Consider the following 21,943-nt stretch of genomic DNA (forward strand, 5'->3'; position numbering starts at 1 on the left):
AGCTTTTAGAACGTTATTTTTCTTTTCCTAAGATAGTGAAATTTTTAATTCAATTGTATTTCTTAGTTTAAAAGTCTTCATCCTCTATTAATTCATCAATGAAAAACCAGATATCTTCACGATCATATTTGTCCGGGAATTGATAACCATTGATAAGAAAAATAGGGGTAAAGTTCAACCCTGCATTATTATTTTCTGCAGACATCGCGATTAATGGATTCAGATTTTCAGAAGTAGGAACTCCTCCGGATAATAGATTGATCTTATTCTCATCTTTGCTTTCAAACCATTCTTCCACTGCATGAAGGAATTCTTTTTCCGATTTGTTATGGTAGATATGGGTCAGGTCCGAAATTAACTGAGTGTATTTTTCATTGGCTCTTTCAGGTGTATAATTGAACCTCATTTGTACAGAGATATCGTTTGGATATTTTTTCAGAAGGCTTTCCATTATTTTATGACCATCTTTACAAAAGCCACAATAAGGATTGGAAATTATGGAAATACGAAGTTTTGAATCTTTTTGTCCTATCGAGAAAGTTTGAGTATCCTGAAATGTTACTTTTTCATTTTCCAGCAGTTGGCTTTTAAACAGGTCATAATTTCTTTTGAACCTAAGGTTTTTAGCATTTGATTTTTGAAGATTTTCTTTTTGTTCAAGAAGGTTATTGAAGTATAAAACGGCGGAGAAAATAAGAACCCATAATATAACGGTTAATAAAAGTGCTCCAATTCCAAAAGACAGATTTTGGAAAAATATACTGCTGATCACCAATTGTCCAACCAGTACAGAAATAATCAATAAACAAACCCTACAAAATGTTTTCTCTACAAATGCTTGTATATACAGTGAATAAGCTATGGCAAGTACTGAAACAAAGGTAAATCCTTTTACAATATAGGCTGAGGCGGGTAGAAAAAGACCTAATACGGCAAGTCCTGCAAAATAGATTAATGAAAAATCAGAAAATTTTAGTCCTAAAATACTGGTTTTATCCTGTTTGATAATCTTATCACATGAATTTGCGGTCTGTACAGTAGACGCTCCACCACATATACTTCCAATAACAGCAGAGGTGTTTCCGAATTTCTGGTCAAAGATTTCCAATGATATATATACTCCGGCAAGAGAAAGCAGGTTAAATAATGCCTCGTAGATGGTCTGACTTAAAAAAGAGTAAATAAGAACCGTTGCAAAAATAAAATAGAGGATAGGTTTGAAATTAAACGTAAGCTTATTTTCTGCAGCTACAGTTTTTTCAAATAAAAGTACAAAGTCAGTAGAGTTTTTGTAAAGCTCGTCTTTATCAATCGTTTTTGATTTTTCTGAATAAACTGAATAACTATTTCCTGACTTTTTCACTAACGAAAAAGAATTTTCGACTATGGCAATAAATTCTTCAGGCAATTCGTCCCAATATTCTTTATCCAGCTCATAAGCATCATTTTTTACCCCCATGAAATTTAAAGTATCACTGAAAGCCAGTGCTGAAGGGTAGTTAGGGTGGGAATTGAACTGGAAAATAAACTCCTGTTTATCGAGTTTTAGATAGTTAATTAGTTTGTCAAAAATCATATTAATATTTTTATCTAAAATACATAGATGTTTTAAATAAACAAAAATATTTTTCTTTTATTAGTGAGATATAACCGAATGTTATAGGATTTAGTTTGACTTTCAATATTTTGTTGGCAGAAAAACATACTATCTTATTTGTGGAATTGGTTCCCCTCTTGTCAACACCTTGTTTTTAATTCTAAATGCGTCTGTACGCTATCAGATTTGTTATTTTTTGTTTTATCCGTGACTTCCGGCACTTATTTTTTATCATTATCATTTTAATTATACATGCAGCAAAATATCTTTAATAATGACACGATTCCGGGGAATTAAACGTTAAAATAGTTAAATTTCCGTTTAAGATTTTCGAGGATAAATAGCTTCATTTTTTTTGAGATACTTTCAGTTTTTGGATAATAACTCTAATTTTTCGTGTATGAAAAATAGGTAATAAGTCGAATATTTTATCTTTAAACAAATGTTTAATTTTGTGGATTTTTTACAGTCTGTGGCTGCTTTTAATGGTGTTTTGCTATCGGATAAGGGGATTATTTCTAATTAATAATAAGTGAGATTGGACTCAAAAAAACTTAAAAAATCATAAAGTTTTCATAAAGTTTTAAAAAAGGGAGTAAATGTTTTTGTATTTATAAAATATATTGTACTTTTACATCGCCTTGAATGAGGGAACAAGTCAAGGTAATAAATTTTTTTTCATCATTTGTGTTTTTAGAATCGTATCGCCTGATACGATTCTTTTTTTATGTAATTATTTTTCGTAATTTAAGAGGAGATCTATGAAATAAGAATAGGTAACCGAACCTTCCTGTTGATTACTTTTCAGGAATAAATTGTTGGTAAGTCCAAAAAAATCATCCAACAAACCCTGGTGACGGGTGATAAAAGCCTTTTCATAGGCTCGATCTCTTTTCATCGCAGGAGAATAGCCTTGAAGAGCAGATTTTACAAAATCAGGATCTTGTTCTACAATGAATCTTAAAAGGCTTTTTAACGTGAAATATTCGGTGCTATAGCGCAAATCGGTATTGTCTGACTGTGTTCCTATTAAATATCCCACAAAATTGGCTTCCTGCTCTCTGGCAAACCCAAGTTGATGAGAGCTTTCATGGGCGGTTGTAAAGGGGATGAATGTAGAGGGCAATTCAGAATTATACTGAGCTTCAGCTGTAAAAGGATTATAGTAACCCAGAATTCCTGTAAAACTCATTATATTTTTAAACAGACTGGGCTTAATATCGAGGATCTGAGGAGCTTTTTTATCTGAAATATAGGTAGGGAGTTTCGTTTGCTGAAAGAGGATTTCCTGCTGCAGAGATTTCAGATCGGTAATTATGAATACTCCTTTACGATCTTCTTTTACCTGCTGTCGGGTTGCTTTACACTTCTCAAGGTATTTTAAAGCCAGTATTTTAGCTTTATTCAGTTGCGGAGTATCCTGGCTTGATAGCTTTTTAATAATAGGGGTTTGGAAGTACAGCATTCCCCAGAATATTTGATAGGTAAAATAAAAGATATTGATGATTCCCAGAATTTTGATCATGGAATTATTCCGGGTTTTCTTCCTGAATAGTGAACCGAAGTAATACAGAAGAAATATACCCAGTACCCCATAAATAATATCTCCTGCAGAGAAAGGAAGCCAGCTGAAAAGGACCTGATGAAGTGGCTTTTGAAGTTCAAAAAATTTTTCAAAAAAAGAAATCATCAGTTTCGATTTTGAAAAACAGTAAAACAAAAGAAATTGGGCAAGTAATAAACCTGCCCAAAATCTCTTTTTCTTATATGTGTATATATTTTTAATGACCACCTTCGGATTCTAAAACGTCAACATTAATTCCTTGTCTAAATAAAGATTTTTTAGCCAAATAAGCAAATATTGTAATGTAAACAAAACATAATACTGGAATAATGTACGAGCTGTGAATCCCGATAATATCAGAAAGCTTCCCCTGTAGCGGAGGAATAATACCTCCTCCTAAAATCATCATGACCAGGAATGCGGAACCCTGAGCCGTATATTTTCCTAAACCGGTAATGGCTAAGGTAAAAATAGAAGGCCACATAATACTGCAGGCAAGGCCTCCGGAAAGGAATGCATAGATCGCAAAATTACCTGTTGTAAGTAATCCGGTAATCATTGCCGCAGTTCCGAATAGACCGAAAATAATAAGGGTCACGGCAGGCTTGTTTTTGCTGATCAGGAATAATACTACCTGAATGGCTACACAAACTGCATAATAGTATAAATGCGACATATCTTTCTGTGCAATCGTATTGATTCCGATAATCACTGAAAATGCAATAAAAGGAACAATGATTGTCGCAATAGTCTGTTGTTGTTTATTAAGGTTGAAAACAGCAATGGCACCTGTCCATCGTCCGATCATTAAACTTCCCCAGTACATAGAAATATAAGGGGCAAGATCAGAAGATTGATGTCCGCCAAATTCAGGCATGCTTAAAAGTTCTCCAAGGTTACTTCCAATGGCAACTTCTACACCCACATAGGCCAGAATAGCAATCATTCCCAATACAAGCTGTGGATACTTCATGGCACCCCAGCCTTCAGCATTTTTCTTGGCACTGCTGTTAGCAAATAAAAGAGAAACCACAACGGCAAGTAAAGCCCCTCCAAGATAAAGCATTCTCTTCTTTTCTAATGGGTGTTTGATGGTTTCCAGTTCTATTTTTTTATCACTGATCTGTTTTTTGAATGCTGTGATTTTTGCAGCATCAGTTTCTTTTTCTACAGTCTGATCCAATACCGTGATTTCATTACCCAGTATTTCAATGTTTTTAGCTTCTTCAGAATTGTAACTGCTGAACACAGGAATGAAGAAAAGAATGACCAGTATAGTCATCACAACCAATGTTTTTCTGGCTTTTCCTGCTTTTTCCATAGGTTCTGTAGAGATTCCGTCAGGAAGTTTCTTTGAGAAATAGAAAATTCCGGCAGCTATTAAGAAAAGAGCTCCCACTGCTGTGTATAGCAAAATAACTTTATCGAGAGCCAAATGTTTAATCTGGTCATCATCTACAGTAGCTGTCGTTCCGAACAGTGCCAGTCCTACAATAATGGGTCCTATAGAGGTTCCAAAGGAATTGATCCCACCCGCAAGGTTCTGTCTGCTTGCTCCGGTTTTAGGATCTCCCAGCAGAACGGCAAAAGGATTGGCAGCAGTCTGCTGAATCGAAAACCCTAATGCAACCACAAAAAGCCCTATAAGCATCCCGTAGTATACATTGCTTTTAACGGCAATAATCATGATGGCTGCACCAACGGCAGAGAGCAGAAGCCCATAAACAATACTCTTTTTATATCCCCATTTACCAATTATATCCGTACCTTTTATAGTACTGAATATGAAGAGCAGTAATGCTCCCAGGAAATAAGCGGTATAAAATGCAAAATCTATTAACTGAGACTGAAATTGGTCAAGAGAAAAATAGTTTTTACAGAAAGGGATAAAAATACTATTGCCGGCAGCAATAAAACCCCAGAAAAAAAATACAAGTACAAGTGTGTACAGCGCCGGGTAATTAGTCGGCTGATTGGTTTTTGACATATTTTATTGAAAATTTCGCAAACAAATATAACTATTTCTTTTAAATAGAATGCTCCAATAAGGTTTTTTTAATTTCTTGATAAGCTTCTGATTTTGAATCTTTTGGAGAATTTGTGGGTTGTATAATTCCATTGAAATAGACCTTTACTCTTCCAGGGTAGCCCTGAGAACTGTCAAAAGGAAACATTTCTTTAAGGCCTATAAAGGTGTATACGGCAATGGGAGAATGGTATTTTGAAGACAACATAAATGCTCCATCCTTAAATTCGTCCAGGATAATACTGGTATCATCAGGAACCCCGCCTTCAGGAAAAATAGCAATGCTGTTTCCTTCTTGCATTTTCTCAGCACACCTCCTGTATACATCTGCTCTGCTTTTTGCACTGGTTCTATCTACCATGACGCATATTCTTTTATAGATGGTACCAAAAATAGGAATCTTTACAAGCTCTTTTTTTCCTACAAAACAAACCGGATGATCCGGGAAAAGAATGCAGGTGAGCATGATATCCATAATAGAAGTGTGGTTCGAGATGAAAACATACTGTTGGTTTTTATCTTTCTTCTGTTCAGAAAGTTTTATGAGGTCATATCTGAACCCCATTCCGTAGAACATTCCGAAACACCAGATCCTTATAAATTTATAAGCATATTTATAATGCTTTTTATTGAATGATAAAATATAAACAGGGATTCCCATCGTAACTGTTAAGATAAATGCAAGTAACAGCAGCCAGAATCTCCAGAGATAATTTAAAATTTTTGTCACAGTTTAACCATTAAAAATTACTTTCTTTTTTACAGAATAATTGAGAATAGAAACCAGCAGAATAGCAGCAATCTTACTGATCATTTCAGGGCTTAAGGTATAAAAAATTAAATTGATATTATCTTTAAATACAAAGTTGTAAAATATCTGGAAAAAACCTAAGCTGAATAAAGTGGAGATAAAGGAAACTACCATGAAATAAGCAAACTCTTTTTTCTTGGAGTGTTTTCCTCTTTCAAAAACAAACCAGATGCTGAGAAAGTAATTGGTAATGATTCCACAGCTGGTAGAAAAAATATTACTTAAGGGATAATGGATGCCATGGAAATTGGTTTCTCTGGCAAGAAATTGTGGAAGATAGGTACTGAACACCTTAAAGCTGCCAATTTCTACAATAGCACTGAGTCCTCCTGCTATGATGAAAAACAAAACCTGTTTCTGACGTATGAGTATTTCTTTCATTTAAAAAAACTTATATATCGTGTTAGCTATTAGAATATTATGGCTGTAATTTACTATAATATTGCTTATCAGGGAAAGATTTTTCCGCTGATCATCTTAATGCTTCACAATATGAAGTGCAAATTTATAACTATATGTTAAACACTGAAAAAAGATGTTAAAATATTTTTTTTAATAAAATTTATTTCTAAATTTATTATTCAAAACAGTGTAAAAATAACCTGATAATAAATTCATTTTCAACTTCTTGTGTTGATGGTTTTTTCTATCTTGTAATGCGTGGTTGAAAGCATACTACTCCCATATTTAATGACCCAAATTTTAATAATATTTGTATGAAACGTCAAAACAAATACAGAAAATTCCAGCTTCAACAGAAAAATATTGAGGCTCTTGAGAGAGAAAATTCCCGCTTCAAAAGAGTGTATTCCGAATATGAAAATATGTCTAATGAGCTTTGGAATCTTGAAAATTCCAGTGGTGAGCCTGTTCCCGATGATTTTATCAATGCAATGGTTTTACAGACATCTTATCTGGAAGATGAGATCGAAGACTGGCTTCTGCAATTCAACGAAAAAAAAACTGATATAAAACATTAGTGATTTTAGACAGCTTCCAGCTTGTTTTAAACGCTAATTGAAGATAAATTCATAATTTAGCATCCTTAAATTAAAATCTAAAATATGGTTGCTATTGTAGATAGTGGTTCTACCAAATCGGATTGGGTAATACTTGATGACTTTAAAAAAGTCTTTCTGAAAACAGAAACCATCGGCTTTAATCCGAATTTTATCAACAAAGAACTTATCGCTCCTGAAATAGAGAAAAACAGCAATCTAATATCGGTCAGAAATTCAATTACCAGAATCTTTTTCTATGGTTCCGGATGTGGAGTACAGAAAAACTGTGAAACCATTGAAAACGAACTCAAGAAAGTCTTTGGAAAAGCAGAAATTATTGTCAGGGAAGATCTGATGGCAGCTGCATATGCTGCATATAGCGGAAAACCGGCAATTGTATGTATTCTGGGGACGGGGTCAAACTCTTGTTTTTTTGATGGTGAAAATCTTAAAATTGAATTGCCGTCTCTTGGTTTCCTTATAGGGGACGAGGGGAGTGGAAGCGCTATTGGAAAACAGTTGGTGCGCAGGTATTTTATGAAAAAGCTGCCCGCAGACCTTCACCGTGAATTTGAATCAGATTATCAGCTGACCATAGAAGATGCATTGAAAAATATGTATCATGCTCCAAGGCCAAATGCTTATTTGGCTCATTTCAATAAATTTGTTGTGGATAGAAAAGATCATCCTTATCTAAGGGATATGGTTTTTGAAGAAATGAAAAATTTCTTCGAATACCAGGTTCTTCCTTATCACGAAGTGAATGAAGCTGAGATTAATTTTATTGGCTCCATTGCTTATTATTACGAAAATATTCTACGTTCTGTTGCTACAGAACTTAATTTAAATGTGGGACATGTTGTTCAGAAACCAATTGAAAGCTTAGTAGATTACCACATTAAATATATACTCTAACAAAAAATAAAACCTATGTCAAGTAACAATAATCGCGACGAAAAGAACTTTAGTCAGGCCGCGTTAGACTATCATAAAGCAGAACCTAAAGGGAAAATTGAAGTGATCCCGTCAAAACCGCACTCTTCTCAAAGAGATTTGTCATTGGCATATTCTCCCGGAGTAGCAGTTCCTTGTATGGAAATCTTCGAAAAACCTGAAACGGTTTATGATTATACAGGAAAAGGAAACCTGGTGGCTGTAATTTCTAATGGTACTGCTGTACTTGGATTGGGAGATATTGGGGCAGAAGCTTCAAAACCGGTAATGGAGGGAAAAGGTCTTTTGTTTAAGATCTTTGCTGATATCAATGTTTTTGATATTGAGATCAATGAGAAAGACCCGGATAAATTTATTGAAATTGTAAAGGGTATTGCTCCTACTTTTGGAGGGATCAACCTTGAAGATATTAAAGCTCCGGAAGCATTTTATATAGAGCAAAAGCTGAAAGAGGAATTGAATATTCCTTTGATGCATGATGACCAACACGGAACAGCTATTATTTCTGCTGCTGCATTAATTAACTCTTTGCAGATTGCCAATAAAAAGATTGATGAAGTGAAAATGGTGGTGAATGGAGCTGGAGCAGCGGCTATTGCCTGCACCAAGCTTTATATTTCATTAGGACTGAAAAAAGAAAATGTTCTGATGTGTGACAGTAAGGGAGTTATCAACCATAAAAGAGAAAATCTTACTCCTGAAAAGTTAGACTTTATTGCTCAGACAGATATCGAAACATTGGAAGATGCTGTAAAAGGATCTGATGTTTTTGTTGGTTTGTCTAAAGGAAACGTGATGACCCCTGAAATGTTATTGAGTATGGGAGAAAATCCAATTGTATTTGCATTGGCTAATCCGGATCCTGAGATTGCTTATGATCTTGCTATTGAGACCCGTAAAGATGTTATTCTTGCTACAGGAAGAAGTGACTATCCTAACCAGGTTAATAATGTACTGGGATTCCCTTATATTTTCCGTGGAGCATTAGATGTTCAGGCTACAGGAATTAATGAAGAAATGAAACTGGCAGCGGTACACGCTATTGCTGATTTGGCGAAAGAGCCGGTACCTGAGGCTGTTATTCTGGCGTATAACGTTCAGAGTCTGCAGTTCGGAAGAGATTATTTCATTCCAAAACCTTTTGATAACAGACTGATCACAAAAGTATCCAGCGCTGTGGCAAAAGCTGCGATTGAAAGTGGAGTTGCAAGAAAAACAATTACTGATTTTGAAGAGTATGAGCACCAGCTTTTAGACAGAATGGGAAGAGATGAGAGATTGGTAAGAATGATGCAGAGCCGTGCAAAATCTAATCCGAAAAGAATCACTCTAGGAAATGCAGAAGAGTATAATGTACTGAAAGCAGCCCAAATTCTTTATGAAGAAGGAATTGCTTACCCAAGCCTTCTGGGAGACAAAAAGTACATCAAGGAGCAAATGGAACGTTTTGGAATCAACCTGGATATTCCAATCATTGACCCAAGTGATGATGATCAGAAAGAAAACAGAAAGAAATACAGAGAAACACTTTGGAAACTTCGTCAGAGAAAAGGGATGAATGAGTACAAAGCGAAAAGATACGTTCGTCAGAGAGACTATTTTGGACCTCTAATGCTAAAGCATGGAGATACCGATGGTCTGATTGTAGGATTCTCTAAAAACTATACTTCAGTATTGCGTCCTATTTTGGAAGTTATTGAAAAAGATAAAGGAGTAGATAAAGTGTCAGCAATGATGATGATTCTTTCTGAAAAGAAACCTATTTTCTTTGCAGATACTTCTATCAACCAGAATCCTACAGCAGAAGATCTTGTGAATATTGCTAAAATGGCAGAATTTACCGTGAAATCTTTTGCTATCGAACCTAGAATTGCAATGCTTGGATTCGAAAATTTCGCAGCAATTTCTGATACTTCAAAGAAAGTAGCTAAGGCTGTGAGTATCCTTCATGAGAAATATCCTAAGATGATTGTAGATGGTGAAATTCAGCCGGATTTTGCGATGAATGCAGATCATTTAAGTGATTATCCTTTCTCCAAATTAGGAACAACACCTGCCAACACATTCATCTTCCCGAATCTTGAAAGTGCCAACTTATCATATAAAATTCTGAGAGGTATGAAGGTAGCGCAGGTAATAGGACCTATCTTAATGGGATTAAAGCAACCGGTACATGTACTTCAGATGCGTTCAAGCGTTGATGAGATTGTGAACCTTGCTACCATTGCTGTTCTTGATGCACAGAGAAGAGAGAAGAAGGCGTAATAATTAAGATATTTAAGGCTTTTATAAAAACCGGTATAGAACCAGACGAATATTCGTCTGGTTTTTTTATGGAAAGAAATATAAAGTTTGGCTTTTGCGTGCGAGATGAGTATTTCTGCTATTTAAGGAGCATGGATTTTTATTATTTACGCAGATAAGTAAGTTTGTCTTTTTGCTGTTTTTTGTGGTTAGCTTAATTTATGTATCGGTTTTTGTGATAAATAGTTCAAAATATTCATTGATATTAGTTTTCTAATGAGTTGTCATTGGTTTTTTGAGGAGTGTTGGGTTTATTTAATATCTTAGGAGGTATTAAAAACACAAGAGAGATTAAAAACAAATACAGATGCATGAAAAAAGATCCCCTTTTTGATTCCGGAATTATACATGAAAGGTAGAATATTACTGCCGAACCAAAGATTGGTTTTGGAATATCCCGATATTTAGACATATCCTTTCCGGTAAAATTCTTTGTTTTTTTATGAAACAAGACAACAGTTAGCCTTATGCTGTTGAAAGATCTGTATGGTTTTTAGTTGATTCTTTTTAGTAAAGAAACACTATGAAAAAAAAGACATTCACAACGTTGGGGTTACCTCTGCTTCTGATGGTCGGATCCCTGTGCTATTCACAAAAATTTAATTTCAACCCTCATGAGTTATCCATCAATGGGTACATAAGAACAGGAATAGGAGGCACTGACGGAAATCAAATGGTCAATTTTACAACTCCGGAAAATATACATAAATTCAGAATGGGTAATGAAGCCAATCATTATGGAGAACTCCAGTTTAATTACCGGTATAAAAATAAAGATTCTGTAAATATGTATGAAGTAACCTATATGATGGCGAAATTTATTCCTTATGGAGGTGATGATTATAAACAGTTTCCTCAGACCACCCAGTTATATGGAAAAATAAATAACGTAGTTAGAAATGCCAATCTATGGATAGGAAAACGATATTACGATCGTCGGAATAGTGAATTATTGGATTATTTTTGGCTTAATTCAGCGCAAAATTCACAGGTAGGTATTGGGATGGAGAATTATAAGATTAAAAATTCCGGTAACTTAAATGCTGCATTCATAAGATTTAAATATGGAAATAATGATTCTCATTCTTATGTAACTGATCTTAGGTATTTGGATATTCCCGTTTCAGAACACTCGAAAATTAACCTCCTTGGCCAGTATAGCATTAAAACCGAAAATGAAATAGAGGATACTCCAAAATCTTTTGGATACGCAGTTGGAGGATGGTGGACGTATTCCAAAAAGAATATTACCCATACTTCTACCATAATATTCAGAAAAGGAAGTTCAATTACAGATAATTTTTATACAGGAAAAACGGTATCAGATTTTACAGGCAGAAAAAGAATGTATAATCTTGATCATGCCAACTCATTGGATATCATTAATAATTTTGTTTATGATGATAAACGGAGACATGCAATACAGGCATCACTTACCTATCAGTACAAGGATTTTGGGATTGGCAATACCAATGAAAATGGAGTGGTACTCGATAATAAAGTGGCAAAAAACTGGGTGAGCATAGGCTTTCGATATCTGTATTATATTAACAAACATTTTAATCTGGCAGTGGAAGCCGGAAATGATTATATGAAAGATAACAGGTCTGCAATAGAAGGAAGTTTACAGAAAGTAACATTTTCCCCTCAGATTTCCTGGGATTACGGATATTATTCAAGACCGGTAGTAAGACCGTTTATTACCTATGCCCATTGGTCTGATAGCTTCATGGGGATAACAGGGGTGTCAGACTTCAATACCCGGCTTCTGAATAAAAATCATGGAATATCCTATGGACTTCAACTAGAGATTTGGTGGTAAATAACTAGGGCTGAACATGATAGGACTGCCTGGAAATCATGGCAGAGGCTAAGGTGAAGTTTTCGTTTTTTCAAATCTTTTGTTTTTCTTACAAATGATTGAATTCCACTTCAAAATTTAAGTTAAAAATCATTCGTACGTGAAATGAAAATATTAATTAGTTTAAATTGCTATATTTGGGAGTTTTAAAAATTAATAATGATATTTTCTTTACAAGGCACCGTTCAGGAACTTACGCCTACCTACGCAGTAATTAATGTACAAGGAGTTGGTTACTATGTAGGTATCAGTTTAATGACCTCACAGACGCTGGTTTTGAATCAGCAGACCTTCTTATTTATTCAGCAGATCATCCGTGAAGATGCTCATCTCCTCTTTGGATTTAACACTCGTTCAGAAAAAGAAATGTTTAATCTGTTAATAAGCGTTAATGGAGTAGGAGCTATTTCAGCCCTTATTCTGCTATCAACATTGAGCCTTGATGAGATTGCTTCTGCGGTACTTTCAAAGAACAGTGCTTTGATCCAAAAAGCAAAAGGTATCGGAGCAAAAACGGCTGAAAGAATTATTGTTGATCTTAAAGATAAAGTCCAGAAATTCAGTGATCCTGCAGAGAATATTTCTGCATGGGTAGATAATAAAATTAAGGAAGAAGCGTTATCTGCATTAGAAGTTTTAGGGATTCCTAAGCGGATGAGCGAGAAGATTGCTGATAAAATATTAAAACAAGATCCAAGCATCTCGGTTGAAGAATTGGTAAAACAAATTTTAAAAAACATTTAACATTTGGTGGCGAATAATAAGCATCTTAACATATTTTTGTTCCTGTCGTTTCTTTGTATGTCTGTCAGTGCCTTTGCACAACAGCAGAAGAAGGATACAGCAATCATAAGAAAAGAATATGAAGTGGCCGACCCTACAAGGTATGAAGCCTATTACGACATAAAAACCGGGATGTACTATGTGTATCCTAAAGTTGGGAATACCATTACAGGACCTCCCACAGCTATGTCTCCTGAAGAATATAAAGAATATATGCTGGCCACTCAGACCAGAGCATATTATAAGGAAAAATCTGAAAAATACAATCTCCTTTTCAGAAAAGATAAAACAGACGCGCGTAAGAAAGGGCTTATCCCTTCAGTGCAGATCAATAACAGACTCTTTGAAACTATTTTCGGAGGAAATAAGATTGAAATCATTCCTACAGGATACGCCTCCCTTGATTTTGCCGGCCTTTACCAAAAAATAGATAACCCGATGATTCTGCCTCAAAACAGGACCAGTTTTACTTTTGATATCAATCAGAGAATTCAGCTGGGATTATTGGGTAAAGTAGGAGAAAACCTTCAGTTAAAAGCCAATTATGATACCCAAAGTGGTTTTGCTTTTGAAAACAGGATGAACCTTGTATGGCAGGCTAAAGGAAACTGGAAGGATCTTCAGAGCAAAGGCCTTGGAAATGTGGATAAACCTAATGCAGGTGGCGAAGATAAAATCATCAAAAGGGTTGAATTTGGTAACGTAAATATGCCGCTTTCAACAAGTTTGATCCGTGGGTCACAATCTTTATTTGGGGTGAAGGCTGAATTTCAGCTGGGTAAAACCTTTGGAACAGTTGTCCTTTCCCAGCAACAAGGTGAAGCCAGAAATATCGTAGTACAGGGCGGTGGAGTAATGAATAACTTTAAAGTCAATGCCATCGACTATGAAGATAACCAACACTACTTTTTAGGACATTATTTCCTGGGTAAGTATGATGATGCATTAGCCAATTACCCACAGATTAATTCAACGATCAATATTACCAGAATGGAAGTTTGGGTATTGGATCAGGGAAATAGCAATCTGGCTTATCAAAAGAGTATTATCGGGATCAGAGACCTGGGAGAAGGTGCTGGTGGAGCAATCCTACCAGACAACTCTCTGAATGGGTTATATAATGCTGTGAGTACTACGGCAGGGACCAGAGAACCTGGTAAAAATTATGGTGCTATTTTTCAGGGGCAGGTTTTCCCGGGAAGTGCAGCACCTTATGACAATGGTGAAGAATTTATTTTCAATACAAAAGCGAGAAGACTAAATACCAATGAATATACATTACAACCGCAATTAGGATACGTTTCCTTAAACCAGAAACTTAACGAGAACCAGCTTTTAGCGGTTTCTTATTCCTATACGGTAGGAGGAAGTAATAAAGTATATAAAGTAGGGGAATTTTCTGAAGAAAGCCCCGTTTTGATTACCAAGGTTTTAAGACCAAACAATAAGGTAAATACCCAATCACCAATGTGGAAGCTGATGATGAAGAATATTTATTCTTTAGATGCAGGGCAGGTTGCACAGGACGGATTTATTCTGAATTTATATTACAGGGATCCTAAAACAGGAGGTAAAGTAAACTATCTTCCAGGTACCCAGGTACAGGATCAGAACTTACTGAAATTAATGAACTGGGACCGTTTGAATATGAACGGAGATGTCCAGAATAATCAGGACGGTTCTAAAGGTGATGGTATTTTTGACTTTGCAACAGGCATTACAATCCGACCGGAAACAGGAAGAATTATCTTTACTAAAGTACAGCCGTTTGGAGATTATATGCAAACAAAGATCGGAAGTAATGATCCTCAGTATGTTTTCCATGATCTTTATGATAAACAGAAACAGGATGCCCTTTCCAGTAACTTAGCATTGAGATATACAATGGAAGGACGTTACAAAGGAACACAGGGACAGGGTATTTCTTTAGGAGCAGTCAATGTTCCGCAAGGATCTGTAAAAGTTTCTGCCAATGGAGTACAGTTGAATGAAGGAGTAGACTATACCGTAGACTATATGCTGGGAACTGTGACGATCATTAATGAAAATGTGAAGCAGTCCGGGCAGGCCATTAATATTTCATTAGAAAACCAATTGACATTTAATACCCAAAGAAAAAGATTCTTAGGATTAAATTTAGAAAGAAGGTTTAATGAAAACTTTATTTTAGGAGCCACAGTTGTCAATTATTCAGAATCACCACTTACTCAGAAAGTAAATTACGGACAGGAAGCTGTTAATAATACAATGGCGGGGATCAACTTGATGTACAACAATCAGGTGCCATTCCTGACAAGGCTTACAGATAAACTGCCATTGGTGAAAACAGAGGCACCGTCCAACGTAAACTTTAGAATGGAGGGAGCTTATTTACTTCCGGGATTAAATAAAGGAACCAATGATCAATCCTATATTGATGACTTTGAACAAACGACTTCTAAAATATCCCTAAAAGAACCTGCTGCATGGAGCTTAGCCTCAAGGCCAGAGAAAAATACAGTGGCTCCGTTCAACAATCCTCCTCTTAATGATGATCTGACCAGCGGCTACGGAAGAGGTCTGTTATCCTGGTATAATATTGATCCGAGATTCTGGGGAGTAGGGGGAAGAACACCTGCAGGGATTACCCCACAGTCTGTATCCAATCACGCTTCAAGAAGAGTTCAATTATCCGAGATCTATAATAACAGGGATTTTGTAGCAGGAGAACAAACCTTTACAAATACTTTTGATATCTCATACTATCCTCAGGAAAGAGGTCCTTATAACGTAAATCAGGCCACTGAACTGGCACAAAACAGATGGGCCGGTATCATGAGACCGATCAGTGTTTCTAACTTTGTAAACTCAAATATTGAGTATGTTGAGTTTTGGATGATGGATCCTTATGCAGATGGTAACCAACTGGGAGCGAATCCCAAGCTTTTACTGCATTTAGGAAATGTTTCTGAAGATGTACTGAAAGATGGAAAAATGCAGTATGAAAATGGACTTCCGACTCCGGCAACTCCATCTACAACGACCAACTCAAACTGGGGAACACAGCCAAAGCAGCCACCTATTCTGTATGCATTCTCTACCGAAGGAGAAAACAGAAAAGCACAGGATGTAGGATATGATGGATTAAGTTCTGATCAGGAGTCCATGAAATTTGGAAATACATTTGTGAACCCGGTAACTAATGCATCTGACCCAGCATTAGATGACTTCGTGTTCTTTATGTCTGACCGGTTTACAGGAAGCCAGGCCGCTTCATTGGTTCAGCGATATAAATATTTCAGAAACCCGGACGGAAACTCTGAAGCAAACTCTTTAAATGTAGCTTCACAAACACCGGATGCTGAAGATATCAACAGAGATTATAACCTTGATCAAACTGAAAACTATAACCAATATGTTGTAAAACTGGATAAGCCAAGTCTTACATTGGGAGATAACAATATCGTTGATGTAAAGACGGTAAAAGCCAACTTCCAGAACGGACAGTCTTCGGATGTAAAATGGTACCTTTTCAGAATTCCGGTGTCTAAATTTGATCCTAGTGAAGGAGCACATGAAACCTCCGTTTTAAATAATGTAAGATTTGCCAGATTAATGTTAACAGGATTTGAGCAAACTTCTACATTAAGATTTGGGACAATGGATCTTGTAAGATCAGACTGGAGAAAGTATCCAAATAAAATTGCCAGCCCCCTTGTAGAAAATCCAGATGAAGGAACTGGAGGAAGTACTACATTAAATGATAATTTTGAAGTAGGAAGTGTTAATATTGAAGAGAATGCATTGAACCAGCCTCCTTATGTATTGCCTCCGGGGATCGACAGACAGGTGTTGAGTGGAAATGCAGGAGCACAAAGACAGAATGAAGCTTCTTTGTATATGAAAGCGACCGAACTTCAGGCTGAAGCGAGAGGGGTGTTTAAGAACACCACATTGGACATGAGAAGATATAAGAAGCTTAAACTTTTTGTTCATACTCATATCCCTGGGGGTAGAGATAAGGCTGAAGGAACAATAGATCCTAGAACTAAATTTTTCATCCGTTTTGGAAGTGATGCCACAGATAACTATTATGAATATGAAGCGTCTCTAAAAATTACTCCTGTTTCTGCAACAGCTCCAATGGAAATCTGGCCGATGGAAAACGAAGTAAATTTTGATATCCAGAATTTTGTGGATGCAAAGATTAGAAGAGATAAGAACTCAGCTATAAAATTGACAGATAGAACGTCAGACCCTGTATTTAAGCAGGCTAATGAAGGAGGTTTTAAAGATATTTATATTAAAGGTCGCCCTAGTTTAGGAAATATTACAACGATAATGATTGGGGTAAGGAATGCTGATAGAACACAAGCAGCAATGACCAGAGTACTTTGGGTTAACGAAATCCGTCTTTCTGAAATTGAAAATGATGGAGGATATGCTGGGAATGCAAGCTTAAATTTCAATATGGGAGATTTTGCAACAGTTAACGCAAATGCTTCTTATACCTCAGTTGGATTTGGAAATATAGATTCAAAACCAGCAGAAAGAAATCAATCTACCCAATCAGCATTTAGTATTAATACCGCTATTAATGTTGATAAATTATTACCAGAGAAAACAGGTATGAAAATACCTTTGAATTACTCTTATTCACAAACTATCGAAGATCCGAAATATAATCCTTTGGATACGGATGTTGAGTTTAGCAAGGCTCCTAATAAAGAGCAGCTGAAAAAGGTAGCAAGAACGTATACTCAGCAGAGAAGTATTGGAGTAGTCAATATGCGTAAAGAAAGAGTGAATCAAAATAAGAAGCCTAAATTCTATGATATAGAAAACGTTTCAGTAACCGCTGTTTATAACGATGATTATTTCAGAGATATCTACACCAAGAAAAACTACAGACAATACCTGAGAGGATATGTTGATTACAATTATACCTTTAAGCCATGGGTGATTAAACCTTTCAATAAGATGATCAGTGATACGGCAAAATCTACCAAGTATCTGAGATGGGTGAAGGAATTCAACTTTAACCCGGTTCCTACAAGACTATCGTTCAGAACGGAAATCGACAGGAATTATAATGAACTTGAGTTCAGAAATGTAGAGGCTATTTTAGGAGGAGATACCAGCGGTGATTTAGGAGCATTAAGAAACAGAAACTTCTATTTCGGCTGGCAGTATGGATTAGGATTCAACTTTACAAAATCATTAAAACTGGAAATCAATTCTGCAACCAGAACTTTGAATGATAATGTAGATGTGAACACCATGGACAATAAAGCCATTTTTGGAAATATATTCAGAGCAGGAAGACCGGTATTGTATAACCACAGGGTTCAGCTGAACTATAAACTGCCATTCCAGTACCTTCCTTATTTAGATTTCATTAATGCTGAAGTAGGATATGGGTTTACCTATAACTGGAATGCAAGATCTACAGCATTGCTTGCAAGTCCGGAAGGTTCGTTGGGATCTGTAGGACAGAATACCAATGTGATCCAGGCAACTGCTACTGCAGATATTCCAAAGTTCTTCGGTCAGTTTAAATATTTTAAAAATATTTCTACCAAACTGCAAAAGCGTAAACAGGAAATTGATTCCCTGAACAATGTGTATACACAGCAATGGGCAAAAAACAGATACAGATATAAAAATTATAAGTTTAAAAATAAACTGACAATGCTTGAAAGTGCAGCATTCTTCCTGACCTCTTTCAAACAGTTGGATGTGAATTATAATGAAACTAACGGTACTGTACTTCCGGGGTTATTGTCTGCCCCGAACTGGTATGGCTCAGGACAGACATTAGGAGGACCTACATTAGGATTTCTGTTAGGATCACAAGCTGATATCAGAAGGGTAGTGATGGAGAATGGCTGGGTAAGTAATTCCCCATACATGACAGATCCATATGTAAGAATGTCGACCAAAGAACTCAGGGCAAATCTCCAAGTTGTTCCAATGAACGATTTTAGAATAGATCTTAATGTATTGCATAATTATAACAGAAATTTTTCACATACAGGATTTAATTATACAAGTGGAGGTGTTGCCAATCCAGACTTTACGTTTGCTACTGATTTAATAACCTATTCCAATTCTACAGTACTTCTTAGTACTTCATTTAAAGATGGGCAGGCTGTTTATCAGACAATCAGAGAAAATGCAAGAATACTTTCAACCCGTTTAGGAGGTCCGAATGCAGTTATCGGGAATGACGGATTTGCAGAGCATTATAGCATATCCAATGCTTATGTATTAATTCCGGCATTTAGAGCGGCCGTTGAAGGTAAAACGGTGAAGACAATGGGTGACCCCAAAAAAGCAGGATTCCCGTTACCAAACTGGCGAATTACCTATTCAGGATTAAGAAATGTACCAATGATTAATGGGCAGTTTACAAAATTTGATATTCTGCATGGATATACCGCAACCTATACCGCAACCGGAATTCAGTCCAGTATTGACTATTTCAATAGTTTAATTACTAAAGTTAATGATCCAAATTCTGCATTTGATGTGAATAAAGATTACATCAATCCGTTTACTTTTGCTCAGGTTGGCTATGTAGAATCATTTGCACCGCTTATCGGAGTGGATGTGACCATGAGAAATAATATGCAGTTCGGATTACAGTATAACAGAAATAGAATGATGGTACTGGGATTAGTGAATCATACCCTTACTGAAGATTCCAACTCAGAATATGTGGTAAGACTGGGATATATTGTCCGCAACTTCAGATTGGGAATGGCTAATGTAAGAGGGTCAAGAGGAAAAGGAAGCGACCTTAATATCAGAGGAGACATTTCATTGAGAGACAGTAAAACCTCTATTATGAATATCTTGTTGAATGACTCTCAGATCACAGGAGGACAGAAGCTTTTAAATATCAAACTTTCGGCAGACTATAATGTTTCTGAGAATCTGAATTTAAGAGTGTTCTACGAACAGATGACTTCCAAGTATAAGATATCAACCGCATTCCCATTGTCAACGGTTAGAGCAGGTATTTCTGCAACGTTTACATTCGGTGATGCTGGTGGTGGCTTCTAAGAAGATATAATAACAATAAATAAACTAAAATCCCTTTCTATAACAGAAAGGGATTTTTATATACTATGATGAGGTTGGAAAAGGTCACTATAGCTAAATGTATACTGTCTATGAATTTTGTTGAGGTTAATCTCTCACGATATCCTGCAGGAATCTATAGCGTAATCCTGATTGATATAAATGGAAAGACCTATCCGAACAAGGTTGTCAAAAAATAATATTAACCAGAATCGTTGCTTCGGCAGCGATTTTTTTATTTCCACTCAAAATTTCTGTAAGATGCTTATTAAAGCTTTGAACCTTTTAGAATTTTGAATACATTTGTAAAAATAAAAATTTAAAAATGAACACACCATCAGAATTAAAGTACACTAAAGATCACGAATGGATCAAGATTGAAGGTAATGTTGCTACAATTGGTATTACAGACTTTGCTCAGGGAGAACTTGGGGACATCGTATATGTAGATGTAGATACTGTAGATGATGACCTTAATGGAGGAGATGTTTTTGGAAGTGTAGAAGCGGTAAAAACTGTTTCAGATTTATTCTTACCTATTGCAGGGAAGGTTATTGAATTTAATTCAGAATTAGAAGACCAGCCTGAGTTGTTGAATACAGACCCTTATGGAAACGGATGGATTATCAAATTAGAACTTGCTGATGGAGCAGATCAGTCTGAATTACTTTCAGCTGAAGATTACCAGGCTATCATTGGATAAGATTTCAAAAATATTTAGTAAGATATTGCCCATTTATTGGGCATTTCTTACTTACATGCTTCTCAAGCCCGGGGTGGAGAACCAGGAATATTGGTTCATGTTCAGTGGTATAGACAAAGTTTTGCACCTGAGTATATTTGCAGCATTGGGATTCTCTTTCATTGCCACATTCCCCAGAATAAAATTCTCTTACTTTTTTCAGATCATCCTTATCTATGCTTTTCTTACTGAAATTTTGCAGGAAGAAATGGGATTAGGCAGATCTATGGAAACACTCGATATCGTAGCAGACACTATCGGATGTCTTATAGGCTACTATACTTATAAAATATTGATCAAACGCTTTTTCTGATATATCCTATAATTTGAAACAGGAAAACTCCATATTTCAAATTTTCCAAAACATTGGGACACTTACATTCTCACCCTCTCAACTCCCAAATTCTAGGACCCACCAACTCTCAGACTCTCCAACCCACCAACTTTCAAATTCATCATTAGCTTTTTCCCGCTATCCACTCATACTCCTCGCGCCAAGGCTTTCCATGGCTGTAATCCTTGCGCGTTCCGGCCTATGCTGTGGGGTATCCGTTTCTATCGGGGCTAGGAGAGGAGTAGTTAATGAGTAATGAGTAATAAGTAATTGGGGTGGATTTCAAGAATACAAAAGAGAAAGCCATTGTAATTGAGAATACAATCAATAGGAGTGGGCTTTAGCCCGCTCAAATAAAAACAGCCTCTCCCTTGGCTTTAGCCCAAACATAATTGAGATACTCTATCCTATAAAAAAATATCCTACTATATATATGTATAACTTCCATCACTTATCACTTATCACTTATCACTCATTGCTCCTCATCTCAGCTCCCTCCCACATTCCAATGCGTTGCTTCAAACATTTGTTTAAAATTTTCTCCCTTGCCTGCCAGTAGGTTAGGATAAAATATGAACATAATATGAATTTAAAGTTAAATAAACTTGTTTGGTATAGGTAAGTTGGCTTACCTTTGCCCCACTGAAAAACGAAAGAGACTCAGTAAGCGCAGAAGAGCTTTTAGCTAAGCAGAAACGACATACTCAAAAAGATAATAATTCTAAAAAACACGATCAAAACTTTTTAAAAATAAAAGTTGCGAAAGTGAAAAAGATTTGTATCTTTGCAGTCCCAATATGGGAGCGCAGGAGTAGATGGATTGAGGGTTTAGAGAAGGAGTTAAGGTTACAAAATAAACTTTAAATTTTCTTCAAAAAACATTTGGTCAATTAGAAATAAA

General features: G+C 36.0%; 13 protein-coding genes. 8 read left to right on the forward strand and 5 right to left on the reverse strand.

What is annotated here, in order from left to right; translation table 11 throughout:
* Nucleotides 1–67: 67 nt before the first annotated feature.
* The 5 genes from B8967_RS21500 to B8967_RS21520 all read right to left on the reverse strand — a co-directional run bounded on the left by B8967_RS21500 (nt 68) and on the right by B8967_RS21520 (nt 6,379).
* Nucleotides 68–1,576 carry a vitamin K epoxide reductase family protein gene (locus B8967_RS21500; protein WP_084087823.1) on the reverse strand — a complete coding sequence of 503 codons (1,509 nt, stop codon included), beginning with the start codon at nt 1,574–1,576 and terminating at the stop codon, nt 68–70.
* A gap of 754 nt (nt 1,577–2,330) precedes the next feature.
* Nucleotides 2,331–3,287, reverse strand: a complete 957-nt coding sequence (locus tag B8967_RS21505) for a DUF3810 domain-containing protein (RefSeq protein ID WP_228406278.1) — start codon at nt 3,285–3,287, stop codon at nt 2,331–2,333.
* A gap of 91 nt (nt 3,288–3,378) precedes the next feature.
* A complete protein-coding gene (locus B8967_RS21510) occupies nt 3,379–5,148 on the reverse strand; it encodes an MFS transporter (RefSeq protein ID WP_084087824.1) in 1,770 nt (589 codons plus the stop codon).
* A gap of 40 nt (nt 5,149–5,188) precedes the next feature.
* The gene (locus tag B8967_RS21515; protein WP_179140102.1) at nt 5,189–5,917 is read right to left on the reverse strand and encodes a lysophospholipid acyltransferase family protein; all 729 of its coding nucleotides are present in this window, start codon (nt 5,915–5,917) and stop codon (nt 5,189–5,191) included.
* A 3-nt stretch (nt 5,918–5,920) separates the two neighbouring features.
* Entirely contained in the window at nt 5,921–6,379 is a 459-nt protein-coding gene (locus B8967_RS21520; protein WP_084087825.1) for a GtrA family protein, read from the reverse strand.
* Nucleotides 6,380–6,714: 335 nt separating this feature from the next.
* Here B8967_RS21520 and B8967_RS21525 point away from each other — a divergent pair, with 335 nt between their 5' ends.
* The 8 genes from B8967_RS21525 to B8967_RS21560 all read left to right on the forward strand — a co-directional run bounded on the left by B8967_RS21525 (nt 6,715) and on the right by B8967_RS21560 (nt 21,021).
* Nucleotides 6,715–6,978, forward strand: a complete 264-nt coding sequence (locus tag B8967_RS21525; protein WP_047496631.1) for a hypothetical protein — start codon at nt 6,715–6,717, stop codon at nt 6,976–6,978.
* A gap of 84 nt (nt 6,979–7,062) precedes the next feature.
* A complete protein-coding gene (locus B8967_RS21530; protein WP_047496627.1) occupies nt 7,063–7,914 on the forward strand; it encodes an ATPase in 852 nt (283 codons plus the stop codon).
* A 15-nt stretch (nt 7,915–7,929) separates the two neighbouring features.
* Entirely contained in the window at nt 7,930–10,218 is a 2,289-nt protein-coding gene (locus tag B8967_RS21535; protein WP_047496621.1) for an NADP-dependent malic enzyme, read from the forward strand.
* A 562-nt stretch (nt 10,219–10,780) separates the two neighbouring features.
* Nucleotides 10,781–12,079 carry a carbohydrate porin gene (locus tag B8967_RS21540; protein WP_084087826.1) on the forward strand — a complete coding sequence of 433 codons (1,299 nt, stop codon included), beginning with the start codon at nt 10,781–10,783 and terminating at the stop codon, nt 12,077–12,079.
* 198 nt (nt 12,080–12,277) lie between these two features.
* The gene (gene ruvA / locus B8967_RS21545) at nt 12,278–12,862 is read left to right on the forward strand and encodes a Holliday junction branch migration protein RuvA (RefSeq protein WP_047496615.1); all 585 of its coding nucleotides are present in this window, start codon (nt 12,278–12,280) and stop codon (nt 12,860–12,862) included.
* Between the two features lie 57 nt (nt 12,863–12,919).
* Nucleotides 12,920–19,948 carry a T9SS outer membrane translocon Sov/SprA gene (sprA, locus tag B8967_RS21550; RefSeq protein ID WP_084087827.1) on the forward strand — a complete coding sequence of 2,343 codons (7,029 nt, stop codon included), beginning with the start codon at nt 12,920–12,922 and terminating at the stop codon, nt 19,946–19,948.
* A 343-nt stretch (nt 19,949–20,291) separates the two neighbouring features.
* Entirely contained in the window at nt 20,292–20,669 is a 378-nt protein-coding gene (gcvH, locus tag B8967_RS21555; RefSeq protein WP_047496612.1) for a glycine cleavage system protein GcvH, read from the forward strand.
* Between the two features lie 55 nt (nt 20,670–20,724).
* The gene (locus tag B8967_RS21560; protein WP_262484707.1) at nt 20,725–21,021 is read left to right on the forward strand and encodes a VanZ family protein; all 297 of its coding nucleotides are present in this window, start codon (nt 20,725–20,727) and stop codon (nt 21,019–21,021) included.
* The last annotated feature ends 922 nt before the right edge of the window (nt 21,022–21,943 follow it).

The sequence above is a fragment of the Chryseobacterium sp. YR221 genome (assembly GCF_900176315.1).
Classification (GTDB): Bacteria; Bacteroidota; Bacteroidia; order Flavobacteriales; family Weeksellaceae; genus Chryseobacterium; species Chryseobacterium rhizosphaerae.